General features: G+C 66.9%; 13 protein-coding genes. 4 read left to right on the top strand and 9 right to left on the bottom strand.

The window, feature by feature from the left end:
- The first annotated feature begins 20 nt into the window (after positions 1-20).
- Positions 21-692, top strand: a complete 672-nt coding sequence (locus AC1RJ5_RS08975) for a TonB family protein (protein WP_493112853.1) — start codon at positions 21-23, stop codon at positions 690-692.
- 3 nt (positions 693-695) lie between these two features.
- Here the strand turns inward: AC1RJ5_RS08975 and AC1RJ5_RS08970 are convergent, their stop codons facing one another.
- The 9 genes from AC1RJ5_RS08970 to AC1RJ5_RS08930 form a co-directional block, all read right to left on the bottom strand.
- Complete coding sequence (locus AC1RJ5_RS08970) at positions 696-1,772, bottom strand: cytochrome-c peroxidase (RefSeq protein WP_493112851.1); 1,077 nt, start codon at positions 1,770-1,772, stop codon at positions 696-698.
- A gap of 5 nt (positions 1,773-1,777) precedes the next feature.
- The gene (locus AC1RJ5_RS08965) at positions 1,778-4,264 is read right to left on the bottom strand and encodes a TonB-dependent receptor plug domain-containing protein (protein ID WP_493112849.1); all 2,487 of its coding nucleotides are present in this window, start codon (positions 4,262-4,264) and stop codon (positions 1,778-1,780) included.
- 111 nt (positions 4,265-4,375) lie between these two features.
- Positions 4,376-5,857, bottom strand: a complete 1,482-nt coding sequence (locus AC1RJ5_RS08960) for a tryptophan halogenase family protein (RefSeq protein WP_493112847.1) — start codon at positions 5,855-5,857, stop codon at positions 4,376-4,378.
- A gap of 9 nt (positions 5,858-5,866) precedes the next feature.
- Positions 5,867-6,904 (bottom strand): cupin-like domain-containing protein, encoded by a 1,038-nt coding sequence (locus tag AC1RJ5_RS08955; protein ID WP_493112845.1) that lies wholly within the window; start codon positions 6,902-6,904, stop codon positions 5,867-5,869.
- The gene (locus AC1RJ5_RS08950; RefSeq protein ID WP_493112843.1) at positions 6,901-7,608 is read right to left on the bottom strand and encodes a SapC family protein; all 708 of its coding nucleotides are present in this window, start codon (positions 7,606-7,608) and stop codon (positions 6,901-6,903) included. The genes AC1RJ5_RS08955 and AC1RJ5_RS08950 overlap by 4 nt, the downstream gene beginning before the upstream one ends.
- 119 nt (positions 7,609-7,727) lie before the next feature.
- Positions 7,728-10,838 carry a TonB-dependent receptor gene (locus AC1RJ5_RS08945; RefSeq protein WP_493112841.1) on the bottom strand — a complete coding sequence of 1,037 codons (3,111 nt, stop codon included), beginning with the start codon at positions 10,836-10,838 and terminating at the stop codon, positions 7,728-7,730.
- Between the two features lie 379 nt (positions 10,839-11,217).
- The gene (locus tag AC1RJ5_RS08940; RefSeq protein ID WP_493112839.1) at positions 11,218-11,886 is read right to left on the bottom strand and encodes a nitroreductase; all 669 of its coding nucleotides are present in this window, start codon (positions 11,884-11,886) and stop codon (positions 11,218-11,220) included.
- Between the two features lie 106 nt (positions 11,887-11,992).
- The gene (locus tag AC1RJ5_RS08935; protein WP_269574198.1) at positions 11,993-13,135 is read right to left on the bottom strand and encodes an acyl-CoA dehydrogenase family protein; all 1,143 of its coding nucleotides are present in this window, start codon (positions 13,133-13,135) and stop codon (positions 11,993-11,995) included.
- Between the two features lie 150 nt (positions 13,136-13,285).
- Complete coding sequence (locus AC1RJ5_RS08930; protein WP_493112837.1) at positions 13,286-15,373, bottom strand: 3-hydroxyacyl-CoA dehydrogenase NAD-binding domain-containing protein; 2,088 nt, start codon at positions 15,371-15,373, stop codon at positions 13,286-13,288.
- Between the two features lie 82 nt (positions 15,374-15,455).
- Here AC1RJ5_RS08930 and AC1RJ5_RS08925 point away from each other — a divergent pair, with 82 nt between their 5' ends.
- From AC1RJ5_RS08925 to AC1RJ5_RS08915, 3 genes are read left to right on the top strand one after another with little or no spacing between them, the layout of a single operon-like run.
- The gene (locus AC1RJ5_RS08925) at positions 15,456-16,217 is read left to right on the top strand and encodes an SDR family NAD(P)-dependent oxidoreductase (RefSeq protein ID WP_493112835.1); all 762 of its coding nucleotides are present in this window, start codon (positions 15,456-15,458) and stop codon (positions 16,215-16,217) included.
- 13 nt (positions 16,218-16,230) lie between these two features.
- A complete protein-coding gene (locus AC1RJ5_RS08920; RefSeq protein WP_493112833.1) occupies positions 16,231-17,220 on the top strand; it encodes an NAD(P)H-dependent flavin oxidoreductase in 990 nt (329 codons plus the stop codon).
- 12 nt (positions 17,221-17,232) lie between these two features.
- Positions 17,233-18,435, top strand: a complete 1,203-nt coding sequence (locus AC1RJ5_RS08915) for an acyl-CoA dehydrogenase family protein (RefSeq protein ID WP_342249940.1) — start codon at positions 17,233-17,235, stop codon at positions 18,433-18,435.
- The last annotated feature ends 60 nt before the right edge of the window (positions 18,436-18,495 follow it).

Below are 18,495 nucleotides of genomic sequence, written 5' to 3'. Positions count from 1 at the left end.
TGTATTCACCCAAACGCTCATTGTCGGAGCGGTCCGGCGCCGTCACCCTGACCCTGCTGCTGACGGCCGCGCCGCTCGGGGCGGTTCTCGCGCTGTTCGCCGCGCCGATGCCGCAGACCGCCAGCACCCGCGCGATGCGGATCTTCGACGTTTCCGCCGAAAGCATCGCACCCGAACCCGAGCCTGATTCCGAATCTGCAATCCGATCTGTCGTGCAGCCGGCGATTTCCGCACCTTCTCCCGTGCCGGTGGTTGCTCCGAAGCCGGTGCGGCCGGTGGAAGTCGCATTGGGGCCGCCGGTGACGCTCGCCGTCGCAGGGCCTATCCAGGCAGCGCCTGCCGCAGCCGAGAACGCGGCGCGCCCGGCATCCACCGGCGCGGAGAGTAGTCGTGCAGCCAAGCCGACCGAACGCCGCGAGGAGGCCGACCAATATGGCCGCGCCGTATTCCGCGAGATCCGGGCGCGGCAGAGCTATCCGGCCGAGCTGGCACGCGCGGGGCTTACCGGTACGGTGGTGGTGGAACTGAAGGTCTCGTCCCGCGGCCGGGTCTATGCGGTTGTCGCGATATCCTCCGAGAATGCGGCGCTCGATCGCCTGGCGCTGGCGCAGGTGCAGGCCACGCTTCTCCCCCCGCCACCGCGAGGGGAGCCGCGCGTCTTCCGCATCCCGATGACCTATCGTTCGCGCTGAGGCTCACAGCATCTCGAGAAACGCCACGAGTGCGGCGCGTTCCTCGGCGGTGAGCGCCACTTTCTTCAGCTGCGGGTCGGGCTGGGGTGGCGGCGCCTTGGTGGTCGCGCTCTGCACCTTGCGATCGACCCCGCCGCCCGCGGCATAGAGGTTCACCACCCCGGCCAGGGTGGGGAAGATGCCGTTGTGCATATAGGGCCCGGTCCGCCGCAGCGCGCGGAGCGAGGGCGTGCGGAACCGGCCGACATCGATCGCGTCGTGCGTCACGCCGTAGCGGCCGACATCCTCCAGCCGGCGTCCGTAGAAGCTGATGCCGAGATTGTGGAACTTCTGGTCGGTCAGCAGCGGTCCGTTATGGCAGTTCGCGCAGCGCGCCTTGGTCCGGAACAGGTGCAGGCCGAGCAGTTGCTGGTCGGTCATCGACGCGGTGCCGCGGGTGAACACCCGGTCCCACGGGCTGGTCGGCGGCCGCAAGGTGCGCTCGAAGCTCGCGATCGCCCGGGCAATATCGTCCATCCGGATACGCTTGACCCCGAACGCCTGCCGGAAGGCGTCGCGATAGTCCTTCTCGCCGTTGATCCAGTGCTCGACCCGTCCCGGCTTGGCCGCCATCTCGACCAGGTTGGGGATCGGCTGCAGCGCCTGATGCTCCAGCGTCGGGCTGCGTCCGTCCCAGAACAGGCTATTCATGAAACCCGCGGTGAACAGGCTCATCGCGTTGCGCTGGCCGCGCTGGCGATCATGCCCGAACGACGTCTTCAGCCCGTCGCCGAACCCCAGCTCGCGGGCATGGCAGGAGGCGCAGGCGAACTGGCCCGATGCAGAGAGCCGCGGTTCGTCGAACAGCCGCGCGCCCAGCGCGACCCGCTCGGCGTCGATGCCGGCGGGTCGCTGGGCCGGGGGCAGGGGGCCGAACTCGACGAACTCCACCCCCGGATCCACTTCTGCGCCGGGCCAGGTCGAGACCGGCCCGGCATAGGCCCGGCGCAGGTCGAGCGGCTCCGCGTCCTGCCGGAACGCCGCTGCCGTCAGGAACAGCAGCGTCGATCCCAGCAGGGCAAAACGGGAAACCCGTTCCATGCGCGTCAGAACTTGTACGACAGGCCGAACCAGGCCGAGCGGCCGGTTTGGTAGGGATTCGAAGTCAGGGCGTAGTCCTGCATCGGAACGCGGTTGAGCAGGTTCGAAATGCGCGCATCGAGCGTCAGCGTGCCGAGCCTGCTGCGGATCACCTCGAGTTGCGCGTTGAGGTTCATGTCGAGGCTGGCGCGGTAGTGCCTGAGCGCCACCACGTCATAGCTGACCCCGTTGATCGTCTGGTTCACCCCCGAATCCTCGATCCGGTCGAACCCGTTGCGGAAGCGCGCATTGACGTTGGTGGTCAGCCGGTCGTCGAGCCAGCGCCCGGTCCAGGTCATGTTGGCGATGAACGGCGAGGCGAATTCCAGCCGCTGGTTCTGGTCGAGGATCGACAGCGCCGAGACCAGCTGGCCATTATAGACGTACATCACGTCCGCATCCTCGACATTGTCGCTCGTCAGCAGATAGTCGGTGTTGCTGGTATAGGCCTTGGAATAGTTCACGTTCGCCGCGATGCTGTGGTTGCCGAAGGCACGGGTCCATTCGAGCGAGCCGCCCCGGTAGCGGCTGCGGCCGTCATTGTTCGGCGTGTAGAGCGTATAGGTCGTCGTTGCCCCGGTCTCGAGCGTGCCGGTCACCCGCGTCGCCACCGAGCGCGAGAACTCGTCCTTCGCCCAGCGGAACACCCCCTTGAGGCGCACCGTGCCGCCCAGCACCTTGCCGGTCACCGCCCCGGTCAGCTCGTCCGAATAGGGTGTCTTGAGGTCGGCATTCGCGTAGCTCGTCGAATGGGTGGTGCTGTAGAGCGTCCAGCCGCTGTCCGAATAGGTCAGCCGCCCGCCCGAGCTGACCCCGTTGCGGCGATAGATGAAGTTGTCGGGATATTGCTCGCGCAGCGCATAGGCGAGCATCGAGCGGCCATAATAGCGATTGGCGCCGCCGGTAAGCGACCAGCCCTTCCACAGGTCGACAGTAGCCGACAGGCGCGGCGCGAAATTGTGGTTCCCGAGGAAACTCTCATAGTCGTAGCGCACGCCGCCGCGCAGATCGACCGGCCCTGCCTTCACCGAATATTCCGCCCAGCCAGCGATGCTGTCGAGCTCGACCTCGGCGCGATAGGCGCGATATTCGCTATACTGGCCCAGCGCATATTGCCCCGTCGCGCAGAGCAGGCTCTCGCCGCTGGCGCAGACGATGTTGGTGCCGCTGGTCGCGCGCGAATAGGCATAGTTGGTCTCGGGCCGGCTGCGCATCGCGGTGATCCGCTGATAGTCCACGCCGCCGCGCAGCTCGCCCGGGCCGATGTCGCGCGCCGCGGTGAAGCTGAGCCCGAAATTATCCTGCCACTGGTCAACATTGCCGAAGCCGCCGATCGTGCAGTTGGCGCTGCTGCACACCGCGCCGTTGGTACTGGTCGAGGGGATCGAATAATTGTTCGCCGAGGCGGTGCGCCCGGAATCATTGTGGCTGAACCGCGCCTTCAGCGTCCAGCGCGTGCTTCCGCTGTTCTCGAGCTGGAATTGCCCGGCAAGGCCACCGCCCTTCGAAGTGACGAGATTGTCGATGCCGTTGTCCGCCGAGGATTCGCTCTCATAGGGCGAATAGGTGAACTGCGCCGTCAGCTTCAGGCTGGGTGACAGGTCGGCCACGCCGCGCAGCATGATGTTGTCGCTCACGCTGCTCTGTCCGTAGGACGAGCCGCCATAGGCGGCGGCGCGATAATAGGTCACGTCTGCGCGCGAGCGATTGGCCGCGATCAGGAAGGCGACATCCTCCGAGACCGGTACGTCGATACTGGCGCCGAACCGCCATTTGCGGAAGCTCGGCCGGTCGGGCAGCGCGGCGCCGTTCAGCGCCGCGCGCGAGGCGTCGGAGATGCGATAGTCGACCAGCTCGTCGGAGGTGAAGCTGACCGTGGCCGAGCCGCCGAACTTGTGCCGGGGATCGCGGGTGCGGATATCCAGCGCGCCGCCCGTGAAGCGGCCGAATTCGGCCGAGACGTTGGAATCGCGCACTACGATCTCGCCGACCAGGTTGGAATCGAGCCACAGATTTTGCGCCGAATTGCCTGCGGGCTCGGCGAAGTGCTGCGGGTTGTCCTGGGTGATGTCGAGCCGGCTATTGGCATCGATGCCGTCGATGGTGATGAGATTGTCGTAGATCCGCCCGCCGGAGATCGAGATGTCGGCGGGGCGCAGGTCCTGCAGATCCTCGCGCGATGCCCGGCCCTCGGCGCGGTCGAACTGCACCGTCGGCAGCGCCTTGAGCAGCTGGTTCACATCGCCCGAGCCCGGCGCGCGCGCCTTGATCTCCTGCTCGCGGATGATCGTGGTGCCGGTGTCGTTGCCCGGTTGCAGCTCATAGCTCGGTGCGGCCTTCTCGCCCTCCGCCACGGTTTCCGGCAGCGCCTCCGCCTGCTGTGCCTGAGCAGTGCCGGCCGAGAGCAGGCCGAAGGTGATGGCGGCGAGGGAGGCGGAGAGACGAAGATGCATGCGGACCCCTTTTGGTTTTAGGGGCCGCGCAATAGCAGCTGAAATTGCTAATGCAAACGATTCGCAATATAAGTTGAGCGGAAGGCGTCGCCAGCCGATGCGCCCGTCAGCTCATGCCGCAACGAACCTTTCGAGGAATGCCTGGTGCGCCGGCATCTGCGCCACCGTCTGCGTGATGTCGGCCTTGAGCTTGCCGAGCGCCCCCTGCAGCTCGCCCTCCACGATCATCCGGCCCATATGGTGATGGCTTCGCGGCTCGAGCCGCTGGCCCAGCATCACCTGCACCCAGCTGTCGACACGGAACAGGTCGTCCGATGCCTGCCAGGCGATCGCCCCGTCGCGGAACGCCGCGATCCGCTCCTCGAGCGAGTCCGGGATGTCCATCGTCCGGCAATGTTCCCAGAAGCCGCCATCCGCGCGCTCGTTCAGCCGGTAATGGAGGATGATGAAGTCGCGGATCCGCTCGATCTCGGTGCGGCTCAATGCGTTGAACCGCTCCGCGACGCCTTCGCTCACCCCGCCGAACGGGAAGAGCTGTACCAGCCGGGTGATCGCGATCATGATCAGGTGGATGCTGGTCGATTCCAGCGGCTCGACAAAGCCGCTGGCCAGGCCGAGCGCCACGACATTCTTGTCCCACACCTTGCGCCGGCGCCCGGCCTTGAAGCGGATCAGCCGCGGCTCGATCAGCTTCTCGCCTTCGATCCGCGCATCGAGCAGCGCGCGGGCGGTCTCGTCGTCGAGAAAGTCCTTCGCATAGACCAGCCCATTGCCCACCCGGTGCTGCAACGGGATGCGCCATTGCCATCCCGCCTGGTGCGCGGTCGCGCGGGTATAGGGAACCGCCGGGCCGACCGAGGCGGTCTGCACCGCGAGCGCGCTGTCGGTGGGCAGCCAATGGCCCCAGTCCTCATAGCCGGCATGCAGCGCCTGCTCGATCAGCAGCCCGCGAAAGCCGGTGCAGTCGACGAACAGGTCGCCTTCGATCCGATCGCCGGAGGCAAGCTTGAGCGCGGTGACGAAGCCGGTTTCGGGATGCTGCTCGACCGTCTCGATCTTGCCCTCGATCCGCTCCACCCCCAGCGGCTCGGCGAACTTGCGCAGGAAGCGCGCATAGAGCCCGGCATCGAGGTGATAGGCATAGTTGATATGCCCCTGGTCGGGGATGGCGAAGCGCTCGGCCTTGGCCGCCTGCAGCTCGAAGCAATAATCGCCCAGCTCGCCACCCCAGCCTTCCTCGCGCGCATGCAGCCAGAAATGGTGGAAGTCGCCCATCCAGTTCGATTTGCCGAGCTGGCCGAAGCTGTGGATGTAGCGATCGCCTTCGCGCGCCCAGTCCTCGAACAATATGCCCAGCTTGAAGGTGGAGAGCGTATCGCGCAGGAACGCCTTCTCGTCGATGCCGAGCAGGTCGTGGAAGGTGCGGGCGGTCGGGATGGTGCTTTCGCCGACGCCGATCGTGCCGATCTCGTCGCTTTCCACCAGCGTGATCCCGAGCAGCGGCCCGAGCAGCTTGGCGAGCGCCGCCGCGGCAATCCAGCCTGCGGTGCCGCCACCCGCGATAACGACGCGCCGCACCGGTGCTTGGTCCATCTCGTCCCCCTAGCGATTGAGCTTGTTGATCAATTGGGCGCGCAGCCGCCGCGCCGATGTCGCATCGACCGGCGCGAGCGGGCCCTGCGCATGCGCCGGCAGATGCGCCGCGGCCTGGCCAGCGGGCCCGAAGACATAATAGTCGAACATCGCCTTCCACGCCGCCTTCTCGCTCTCCGAACGGTCGCGCAGGCTCAGCATGGCGTGGAGCAAGCTGGTCTGCGGGGTGTCGAGAAAGGCGGGCGCCTCGTTCCACCAGTAATTGACCAGGATGTTGAAGCGCCCGAGCGCCTCGACATGATGCCACCATAGCGCCGGGTAGAAGAGCAGGTCGCCCGGCTCCAGCTCGGCCACCTGCGCACTGGCCATCGCGTCGCGGAAGCGCGGATGCGCGGCGAAGTCCGGATCGGCGAAGTCGACCATCGAGATCACCTGCCCGCCGGGCGTCGGCTCCAGCGGGCCGGGATAGAGATTGGCGATCTGCTCGGGCGGGAACAGGGTGAAGCGGCGCTTGCCGGCGGCGCAGATCGCCATGTTGTGCGACATGTCGTGATGCGCGTGGGCGGTGGTCCGCGTGCCGATCCAGATGCTCGCGAGCACGCCATGCGCGAACATCGGATCGTCCAGCGGCAGGTCGTTCTCGGTGCGGAATCCGGGCAGGTACCGGTCGAGGTCGGTCGAGCCGATATAGAAGCTGGCGGGGGAGGGCGCGTCCAGCTGCGCGCGGATCCGCTCCAGGAAATCGGCCATGCCGACCCGGGCGCCCTCGAAATTGAAGCCGGTCAGCCCGGCATTGTAATGGAAGCGTCCGCCGATCTCGGGCGCGCCCGTGAAGCCCACCACCGGCTGGCCGGAATCGAAGCGCTCGACATAGGCGATCGCGGCTTCGTCGGACTTGCGTGCGGCGGCGACCAGGGGCCAGTCCCTCGCGACGCCGCGCAGGATGGTCGGCGCCTGCGCCGCCAGCAGTTCGGCATAGGGAATGGCGTCCAGCGCGACGCCGGTCCGCTCGCGGACCCTCGGCGCGCTGGCGGCGAGGACGTTCACGCCCCGACCAGTGCGTTCTTGCGCTCGATCAGGCTCGAAATGTTGCCGAGCGAGGCAGCGAGCAGGAAAGCCGCACCGAGATGCCCGGCGCGGTTGAGCTGGTCGAGCGCATCGGGGCCCAGCGCGGCGAGCTTCTCGGCCGAAAGGACTTCATGGTCCGAGATCACATAGCGCCGTTCCTCGTCGAGCATCAGCTCGAGCGCGACCGGCTGGATCAGTCCCAGCGCGTCGAAGGCGGCGTACATCGGCCCGGCATCGGCCATGCCGACATGGATCGCGCCGAGCACCCGGCCGAGATGGTCGAGCATCCGGCTCTGCCCGCCCTGGGGCAGGAACAGCGGCTCGCCGTCCGCGGCATTCACGCGCGGATCGTCCAGGTCGATCTGGATCACCGGCGCGCCGCCATCGGCGTTGAGCCCGATCAGGAACGGGCCACGCTGCAGGATCAGCGGGATATGGCGGCTGGTCCAGCGCTCGCCGTCGAGGAACAGATTTTCGTCGCGGTCGAGCCCGAGCAGGGCGACGGCCTGCAGCCCTTCGGCGGGATCGCGCTGGAACAGGATCGGGAAGTCACGCTGCGCTTCGCCGAATTCGGTGGGGAAGACGAGCGCCCGGTTGACCGCCTCGCCATAAGCGGCGCCGTGGCGGAGCGCGACGCGGAGATCGGCATGGGCGACATTGTCGAGCGCGACCGGTCGGGACATCGGGAAATCCAGCTTGTTGGCGGCCAGCATGGCGCAAAGCGCGGCCGGTCTCAATCAGAGAGAAAGGGGCCGCCGCACATGGCGGCAGCCCCAGTTCCCCCTCTTAACGTCGTGTCCGATCAGAACTTGAAGCGGGCGCCGAGCAGGAAGCGCCGGTCGAGTTCCTGCGCGAACCAGAGCTGCTTCTCGTTGCGGGCATAGGTCCGCACCGAGGTCTCGGTCAGGTTGATGCCCTCGAGCGTCAGCGCGATGTTCGGCGTGAACTCGTAGCTGATCGTGGCATCGAGCTGGCCGAACGGCGCGGTGAACTCGGGGTTGCGCGAGCCCTGGCGGTTGATCCCCGAGAGGAACTTGTCGCGCCAGTTATAGGCCACGCGGGCCGAGAGGCCGTGCTTTTCATAGATCAGCGTGCCGCTGAACGTATCCGACAGGCCAAGCAGCGCGAACTGATCCTGCGAGGGATCGGCCCCGATGTTGAAGCCCACGTCGCCGCGCACCAGCGTATAGGCTGCCGCGATGCCGAAGCCCGTCGAGCCGAGGAAATACTGGCCGGCGAGCTCGACGCCGTAGATCTCGGCGTCCTTGTTGTTGATCGGCTGCGTCACCTGGAACTGGTAGAGCGGATCGCTGGCGATGCCGTTCAGGTCATAGGTGTTGTTGATCGTCTTGACGAAATTGTCGTCGAGCGAGCGCGTTGCCGGGTTGTAGTTGGCGTTGAACTGCGCGGTCGCGGCCGCCACCGATCCCGTTGCCTGGATCAGCGCCGACATGACGAACAGGTTCACGTCGCTGACATCGGCGCCGAGACCGCCAAGCGCGGCCTTGGCCGAGCCCGAACGGCTGCCCGCCGCGCCCGAGCTCGGGTCGCGAAGCCCGAACAGCGAGGAGGTGAACTGGCCGTTGCCGATGAAGTTGCGCACGCGCTTGTCGAAGAACGCGACCGAGATGTAGCTGTCCGGCTTGAAATACCATTCCAGCGACGCGTCGAAGTTATCCGATTCCAGCGGACGCAGCCGGGCGTTGCCGACCGAGGCGGTGGCGATGCCGCCATTGTTGATCGGGCGCGGCGGGCCGCCCACCGTGGTCGCCGTGTAGAGGTTGTTGTAGTTCGGCCGGGCGATCGTCTTGCTGTACGACAGGCGGCCGATCAGGTTCTTGGCGAACTCGACCTGGAAGTCGACCTGCGGCAGCAGGTTGCTGTAGCTGCCGCCATCGGTGACGAACTGGGTCTGGTTCGAGATCGACACGGTGAAGTCGTTGTCCGACACCCAGGCGATGCCCGACGGGATGGCTTCCAACGACGTCGTGGTCGACTTGGTGTGCTCGTAGCGGACGCCCGCGACGAGGCGTGCCGGCGCACCGCCCAGCTCACCCTTCCAGGTCAGCTGGCCATAGGCCGCCCAGATCTCTTCCTTGACCCGGTTGTCCTGGCTGCTGGTGACGCCCACTGCCTTGCCCTGGCTCGCATAATAGGGCGACAGGATCGAGTAGATGTCCGAGGCCACGCCGCGGAAGGCCACCTGCGATTCCGGATCGCCGCCGGGGTTGAACTTGTGGAACTTGCACTCGAGGCAGAAAGCCTGGAGCGCGCCCGGCGCGCGCGCCTGCACGTCGCCCGGGTTGTTGATGCCCCAGTCGCCCAGCGTCTGCTGCGTGGCGCGGAAGGTCTGGTGCATGTCGGTGGTGCGATAGTTGCCGCCGAAGTCGAAGCGGCTCTCCTCGCCCAGGTCCCAGCCGAAGTCGGCGCGCAGTTCCTTCACCTTCTGCTGCTGCGTCGAGCGATAGGTGCGGCCGACCTGCGAGCCGACGTCATTCACGTCGAGCGGGCCCGCGGCACCGAAGGTGATGTCCTGGCGCGGAATGCCGCTCGAATAGTCGACCGAGTGCGACGCGACGACGTTGGCGCCCATGCCGACCAGCGTCGAGCTGACGCCGTTGGGATTGTCCGGCGTGCTCGACGAGGTCGAGATATGGCCGTCCAGCTTCAGCCCGAAATTGCTGGCGAACTGCCATTCGAGGTTGAGGCCGTAATCCTCCAGCTTGCCCTTCTGCGCGCGCGACTGGGCCTCGAAGCCCTCGTCCTTCTGGCCGTTGATCGTCTCGTGCAGATACTGCGCGGTGGCGACGGTGGTGTTGCCGTCGAAGGTCACCACGTCGAACGGGCGGCTGAACCAGTTGGAGAGGTCCGAACGCGTCTCCTTCTGCTTGTTCTGCGCATAGAGCGCGTCGGCGGTGATCGTCAGCGCGTCGGTCGGCCTGAACTGGACGACCGCCTGGCCGTTGATGCGCTCGCGCGTGCCCTCGGCATAGTGGTAGCGGCTGTCGTTCGGGATCGCGACCAGCTGGTTGGGGTTGGTCGGCGCGTTGTTGACCACGGTGCAGGTCGGCGTCGGCGTCGTAGTGCCGGCCGGGCAGGCGCCGCCCGAGCGGGCGAAGCCGCCGGTCAGGAAGGTGCTGTACGGAACGATGTTCCAGTCGTTCGAGGTCGCCGCGATCGAAGTGTAGTTGCGCTTCTGGTAGCTGCCGAACAGCATCACGCCGAAGCGCTGGTCCGGATCGCTCCAGCTGACCACGCCCGAGAATTCCGGAGTGACCTTCGAGCCGCAGTCGATGCAGTCGTTGACGCTGGTGTCATAGACCGCCTTGGCACCGATGCTGCCGTTGAGGCCGCTCTTGTTGTCGTCGAGCGGCTTGCGCGAGACGACGTTGATCGTCGCGCCGATACCGCCCGAGGGAACCGCCGCGCGGCCGGTCTTGTAGACCTCCAGCGTGCGCACGCCTTCGGTCGCCAGGTTCGAGAAGTCGAACGAGCGCGAGGTGCCCTGCGCGCCGTCGGCATTCTGGTCGCCGCCGACCACCGAGACCGCCGCCGTCGCCAGCTGGCGGCCGTTCAGCGTCACCATGTTGTAGGTCGGGCCGAAGCCGCGGACGGTGACCTGCGAGCCTTCGCCGTTGGTGCGGTTGATCGACACACCCGGGATGCGCTGCAGCGATTCCGCCAGGTTGGTGTCGGGGAACTTGCCGATGTCCTCGGCCGAGATCGCGTCGACGATGCCCGGCGCCTCACGCTTGATCTGGATCGAGCGCTCGAGGCTGGCGCGGATGCCGGTGACGACGATAGCGCCGTCATCCTGGGCGTCCTGGCCGCCGGTGTCCGCGGTCTGCGCCGCGCTGACAGCGTTGTCGGCCTGCGCATGGGCGAAGCTGGGCATGGCAAGGCCGGCGGCCATGGCGAAGATGGATGCAGAACGCGCAAGTATAGGTGTGCGCTTGAAGCTAGTCATAACCCCTCCTCTAAGCGCCACTTTCCGGGCGCGACTTTTTATTTATTTCGGGCGAGCGAAGTGCCTCCCTGATGTTATCGCTATCATCGGTTTTCCGTCTGTCAATTGGACCATGTCGATTGGAAGCGGTTCCAAATTCGGATTGATGCAAACTGTTGCCCGGCTGCGACAGGATGCGGTGCAGCATCGCCCCGGAAGGGGTGTGGAATTGCAGGCGATGGCGGGTTTTTCGATCCGGATCGGTGCCGTCGGTCGATTCCGAGTCGGCATTCCTCTCTCTGTTCCCCGGCCTTCGCCGGGGAACTGCCCAATCAGCAGCCGCGCCTCAATCGTGAAAGCGCGCCCATTCATCGAGCGGCGCGCGTTCGACCGGAAACTGGTTGAGCGGCGAATCCGGATCGCGAAAGCCGATCGCCATGCCGGTGAACAACATCTGCTCTTCGGGCAGGCCCAGGAAATCGCGCACCGTCGCATGATGCGCCGACCAGGCCTCCTGCGCGCAGCTGTCGAGCCCGGCTTCGCGCAGGAGCAGCATCAGCGTCTGCAGGAACATCCCGCAATCGGACCATTGCGGCGGCCCGTGATCGCGGCGGAGGGTGCAGAACAACCCCACCGGCGCGCCGAAGAACTGCCAGTTGCCGGCGAACCAGCGCAGCCGCGCCGGCTTGTCCTCGCGCGGAATGCCCAGGCCCGCATACATCGCCTCGCCCACCTGGAAGCGGCGGCTGCGATAGGGTTCGCCGAGCGGGGAGGGGTAGACGGCATAGTCGGGCGGATCGCCGAACGGCGCCTCGGCCAGCCGTGCGCGCATGATCGCCTTGAGCCGGTCCATCGCGCCACCCGATACGACATGGACATGCCAGGGCTGGAGATTGCCACCCGAAGGCGCCCGCCCGGCGCGTTCGATCAGATCGCGCAGCAGGTCGAGATCGACCGGCTTGTCGAGAAACGCCCGCACCGAACGGCGGGTAGCGACGGCTTCGCTGACGTTCATGGTTGCCCTTTCGAACCTCCGTCACCCCGGCCTTGAGCCGGGGTCCCGCTTCTTCCCGCAACCACAAGGATAGCGGGACTCCGGCTCAGGCCCAGGGTGACGACGATCAAAGCGACCGCCCGATCACTTCCTTCATGATCTCGTTCGTCCCGCCATAGATCCGCGACACCCGGGCATCGCGCCAGAGCCGCGCGATCGGATACTCGTTCATATAGCCGGCACCGCCATGCAGCTGCAGCGCCGCGTCGCACACCTCGCCCTGCAGATCGGTGTGCCACAGCTTCGCCGCGGAAGCCTCCACCGCGGTCAGCTCGCCGGCGACGTGCCGCCGGATCGCCCAGTCGAGATGCGCCCAGCCGACCTGCAGCTTGCTCGCCAGGTCGGCCAGCACGAAGCGCGTGTTCTGGAAATCGAACACGGTCCTGCCGAACGCCTTGCGATCCTTGACGAAGGCCAGCGCCTCGTCGAACGCGCGCTGCGCCGCCGCCTGTGCGCCCACCGCGATCGACAGCCGCTCCTGGGGCAGCTGGTTCATAAGGTACGCGAAGCCGCGCCCTTCCTCGCCCAGGCAATTGGTGATCGGCACCCGGACATCGTTGAAGAACAGCTCGGACGTGTCGGCCGAATGCTGGCCGATCTTGTCGAGGTTGCGCCCGCGCGCAAACCCCTCGCGGCTGGCCTCGACCAGGATCAGCGAAATGCCCTTCGCTCCCGCCTCGGGATCGGTCTTGGCGACGACGATGATCAGGTCGGCGTTCTGGCCATTGGTGATATAGGTCTTGGAGCCGTTGACGACATAATGGTTGCCGTCCTTGCGCGCAGTGGTCTTAACGCCTTGCAGGTCCGATCCCGCGCCCGGCTCGGTCATCGCGATCGCGGTGACGACCTCGCCCGAGATCATCCCCGGCAGCCATTGCTGCTTCTGCTCCTCCGATCCGTAATGGAGAATATAGTCGGCAACGATATCCGATTGCAGCGTGATGCCCGCCGACGAGCCCGACCAGGCCAGTTCCTCGCCGATCACGGCGTTATAGCCGAAGTCGAGGCCCAGCCCGCCATATTCCACGGGCATGGTCGGGCAGAGCAGCCCGGCCTCGCCGCAATCGCGCCAGAACTGGCGATCGACGATGCCCTCCTCCTCCCAGCGCTCCAGGTTCGGCGTCAGCTTGGCGTCGAAGAACCTGCGCACCTGATCGCGAAACAGCGCCTGTTGCTCGTCATAGGCGGTGCGCCCGTTGGTGTTCAGCACATCCCGTCTCCCTTATGTTTTTGTCAGGCTGTTCAACCTTCAGTCAGCCCCTCTCGCAAGCGCTACGGGTTCCCTCGGCCATTGAATGACTGCGGTCATCCCCGAACATTCCGTCATCCCCGCCTTCGCGGGGATGACGACGAAATTACCCTAAGCCACCTCAGCCACACGCCCCACCGGCGCCACGCTGCGATATTGGTGGATCGGCTTGCCCTGCTCCGCAAGCGCGCGCAGCAGCGGGGAGGGGGTATGCCCCATTTCCTCCAGCGCATCGGCGATCTTGGCCAGCCCCACGCCGTCCGCCCAGAACAGCGGCCCGCCGGTGAACACCGGCCAGCCATAGCCGTAGACCAAAGCGACATCGACGTCGGAGGCGCGGATTGCCACGCCTTCCTCCAGGATCCTCGCGCCTTCATTGACCACCGGATAGAGCAGCCGCGCGACGATCTCCTCGTCGCTGAACCGGCGCTGCGCCACGCCGGTCTTCGCCGCGAAGTCGCGGATCACCTGCTCGGCGATCGGCGAGGGCGCGGCGCGGCGCTTCTCGTCGTAATCATAATAGCCGCCGCCTTTCTTCTGCCCCCAGCGGCCCATCTCGCACAGCACTTCCACGACGCTCGAAGAGCTGCTCGTCGCCGCATCCCAGCCGATCACGTCGAGCCCGACCAGGTCGAGCATCGCGAACGGCCCCATCGGGAAGCCATAGTCGAGCATCACCCGATCGATCTCCCAGGGGGCAGGTCCTTCGAGGATCAGCGCCTGGGCGGCGGCCATGCGCGGCGCCATCATCCGGTTGGCGATGAAGCCGTCGCACACCCGGCTCAACACCGCGACCTTGCCGATCCTGCGGCCGATCGCCATCGCGGCGGCGACCACCTGCGGATCGGTCTCGGCACCGCGCACCACCTCCAGTAGCTTCATCACGTTCGCCGGCGAGAAGAAGTGCATGCCGACCACGCTTTCGGGCCGCCCGGTCGCGGCGGCGATCGCATCGACATCGAGGAAGGAGGTGTTGGTTGCCAGGATCGCGCCCGGCTTCGCCACCTTGTCGAGCCGCGCGAAGATCTCCTGCTTGAGCGACAGCTTCTCGAACACCGCCTCGATCACCAGGTCGACTTCGCCCAGCGCTTCGAACTCCAGGCTGGGGGTGAGCAGGGCCATGCGCTGCTCGAGCTGCTCGGCGGTCATCCGTCCCTTGTCGACCGTGACCTGATAGTTGCGCCGGATCGTCGCCACGCCGCGATCGAGCGCGTCCTGCGCCTGCTCGACGATCGTCACCGGCAGCCCGACATTGAGGAAGTTCATCGCGATGCCGCCGCCCATCGTGCCCGCGCCGATCACGCCGGCGCGCTTGACCGGGATCTCGGGCAGGTCTGCGGCCAGGTCGGGCACCTTGGCGGTCTGGCGCTCGGCGAAGAAGAAGTATCGCTGCGCGGCGGATTCGCGGCTGCGGAACAGCTCCCAGAACAATTCCGCCTCGCGCTTCATGCCCGCATCGAAGGGCAGGGCGACCGCCGCCTCAACCGCCTTGATGATGTTCTCCGGTGCCTTGAAGCCCTTGAAGGCGCGGGCATGCTTCGCGCGGAAGGCATCGAACAGCGCGGGATCCTGCCCGGCGATCCTGTCGGTACGGTCGCGGATGCGAGTGCGCGGGGTGTCGAGCCGAGCCGTGAGGAACGCCACCGCATCGGCGTGCAGCGTCTCCTCGCCGGTGATCGCATCGACCAGCGCCATCGCCAGCGCATCCGTTGCGCGTACCGGCTTGCCGATCGCCATCATCTCCAGCGCCGCCTCGGCGCCCACCACGCGTGGCAGCCGCTGGGTGCCGCCGGCGCCGGGCAGCAGGCCGAGCGCGACTTCGGGCAGACCGAGCTTCGCGGAAGGGGTGGCGACCCGGTAGTCGCACACCAGGGCCGTCTCCAGCCCGCCGCCCAGCGCGGTGCCGTGGATCGCCGCGACCACCGGCTTGGGCGATCCCTCGATCAGTGCGAGCACGTCGTGCAGCGGTGCGCCTGTCGGCGCCTTGTCGAATTCGCTGATATCGGCACCCGCGATGAAGGTGCGCCCGGCGCAAATCAGCACGATGCCCTGCACCGCTTCATTCTCGATCGCGGCACGGAAGCCCTGGTCGAGTCCGTCGCGCACCGCAGCGGACAGCGCGTTCACGGGCGGGGAATCGAGCGTGAGCGTCGCGATACCGCCCGCCACATCGAGCTGGGCGACCGAATTTATCTGCATGACTAAATTTCCTCTCGCGCTTTGTTTCTTTCGCATTTATTCGGCTAATTAAATCGAGAAACAACTAGCGGAGTGGATGGGCGTGGGCAACGGGGAACGCGATCTTGCGGGGCGCGTGGCGCTGGTGACGGGCGCGTCCTCCGGGCTGGGCGCGCGGTTCGCCCGCCTCCTGGCATCGCGTGGTGCTCGGCTGGTGCTCGCGGCCCGCCGCGAATCGCTGCTCGCCGAACTGCGCGACTCGATCGTCGGGGACGGCGGGGAAGCGATCGGCGTGGCGATGGATGTCACCGACGAAGCCTCGGTCGTGGCCGCCTATGACGCTGCCGAGGCTGCGTTCGGCACGGTCGATACGGTCATCGCCAATGCCGGCATGAACATGGAGGGCCCCGCGCTCGATCTCGATGTCGCAGCGTTCGATCAGGTGCTGGCGGTCAATGTCCGCGGCGTGTTCCTCACCGTCCGCGAAGGCGCCCGGCGGATGATCGCGGCCAGGGCGGACGGGCGTGTGCTCATCGTCTCCTCAATCACCGCGCAATCGGTTTCGCCCGGGCTCGCGGCGTACAGCGCCTCCAAGGCCGCGGTGCTCCAGCTCGGCCGGGTGCTGGCGCGCGACTGGGCGAACAAGGGCGTCAACCTCAACATCCTGTGCCCCGGCTATATCGAGACCGATCTCAACGCCGACTGGTTCGGCACCGAAGCCGGCCACAAGCAGATCGCCAAATGGCCCCGCCGCCGCTTGATGGACGGCGACGCGCTCGATGGCGCCGTCGCGTATCTCTGCGGCCCGACGAGCCGCTTCGTCACCGGATCGGTGGTCACCGTCGATGACGGCCAGTCGCTCTAAGGGAGAATAACGCATGATCCGCACCCGTTTCACCAAGGCTTTCGGCGTCGAGCATCCGATCGTGCAGGGCGGGATGATGTGGGTCGGCACCGCCGATCTCGTCGCTCCGGTCGCCGAAGCCGGTGCGCTCGGCTTCCTCACCGCGCTCACCCAGCCGACCCCCGAGGCGCTGGTCAAGGAGATCGCCCGCGTCCGCGAACGCACCGACAAGGTCTTCGGGGTGAATCTGACGATCCTCCCCTCGATCAACCCGCCGCCCTATGCCGAATATCGTCGCGCGATCATCGAGAGCGGCATCGGGATCGTCGAGACCGCCGGCTACAAGCCGCAGGAGCATGTCGACGATTTCAAGGCCGCCGGCATCAAGGTCATCCACAAATGCACCGCCGTCCGTCACGCGCTCTCCGCCGAGCGGATGGGGGTCGATGCGATCTCGATCGACGGCTTCGAATGCGCCGGCCATCCGGGCGAGGACGACATCCCCGGCCTGATCCTGATCCCGGCCGCCGCCGACAGGGTGAAGGTCCCGATCCTCGCCAGCGGCGGCTTCGGCGACGGTCGCGGACTGGCGGCGGCGCTGGCGCTCGGCGCCGACGGCATCAACATGGGCACCCGCTTCTGCGCCACCCGCGAGGCACCGATCCACGACAATTTCAAGGCGGCGATGGTCGCCAATGACGAACGCGCGACCGAGCTGATCTTCCGCTCCTACCGCAACAGCGCCCGCGTCGCCCGCAACCGCATCGCCGAGCAGGTCGTCGCGATCGAGCGCGAGGGCCGCCCGTTCGAGGATGTCGCCGCCCTGGTGAAGGGCGCCCGCGGCCGCGAGGGGCTGGTGTCCGGCGACATCGACCACGGCATCTGGACCGCCGGCATGGTCCAGGGCCTGATCCACGACGTCCCCACCGTCCGCGAACTGGTCGAGCGCATCGTCGAGGAGGCCGAGGCGATCATCGCCCGCCGCCTCGCCGCGATGCTCGCCCCCGAACCCGTTCCCGCCTGAAGGAGCCCCCGCATGGACATGGACTGGACCCAGGCCGAGCTCGCCTTCCGCGACGAAGTGCGCGCCTTCCTCGCCGACAAGCTCACCCCCGAGATCCGCCGCGCCGGCACGCTCGCGACCAGCGTCTACCCCGATCACGAAGCCAGCATGGCCTGGCAGCGCATCCTCCACGCCCGCGGCTGGGCCGCGCCGCACTGGCCGGTCGAGCATGGCGGTTGCGACTGGAGCGTCGCCCAGCACTATATCTTCAACCGCGAGCGCATCGCGGCCGGCGCCCCTTCGCTCTCGCCGATGGGCATCCACATGGTCGCCCATGTCATCATCCGTTTCGGCACCCCCGAGCAGAAGGCCTGGTTCCTCCCCCGCATCCTCACCGGCGAGGTGTTCTTCTGCCAGGGCTATTCCGAGCCCGGCGCCGGCTCCGACCTCGCCTCGCTCCAGATGCGCGCCGAGCCGGACGGCGACGACTTCATCCTCGACGGCTCGAAGATCTGGACCACCCACGCCACCGAGGCGAACTGGATCTTCTGCCTCGTCCGCACGTCGAAACAGGGTCGCCCGCAACAGGGCATCACCTTCCTGCTCGTCCCGATGGACCTGCCCGGCATCGAGGTCCGCCCGATCCTGATGACCTCGGGCGAGCATGTGCAGAACCAGGTGTTCTTCGACGCTGTCCGCGCCCCGCGCGCCAATGTGCTCGGCGAAGTCGATGCCGGCTGGTCGGTCGCCAAATATCTGCTCGAATTCGAGCGCGGCGGCTCCTACGCCCCGGCGCTGCAGGTCCGCGTCAGCGAGATCGAGGCCGCGGCGGGCGACCGCCTGAACGCCCCCGTCCTCGCCACCCGCCTCGCCGAGCTGCGCATCCGCATTGATGTGCTCGAGATGATGGAGCTGCGCCTGCTCTCGGCCAGCGAAGGCGCCAGCGTCGGCGCGCTCGCCTCGATGATGAAGATCCTCGGCACCGAGCTGGCGCAGGACCTGGCCGCGCTCCACCTCGAGGCGGCGGGCGCCCAGGGCCTCGCCTATCAGCCGCATGTCGTGATGCCCGGCGGCGCGATCCCCGCCTACACCCCGCCGGCCGACGGCTACGCCACCGGCGCCCCCTGGCAGGCGCTCGCTCCGCTGCGCTACCTCAACGAGCGCGCGGGTTCGATCTATGCAGGTTCGAACGAGATCCAGCGCAACATCCTGGCCAAGGCGGTGCTGGGGTTGTGATGTCCAGGGCGAGCTGCTTGCCATAGCTGTTCCCCGGCCTTCGCCGGGGAACAGAATATT

Source organism: Sphingomonas sp. GW822-FHT03G08, assembly GCF_058801135.1.
This window is presented reverse-complemented; position numbering and strand designations above follow the sequence as displayed.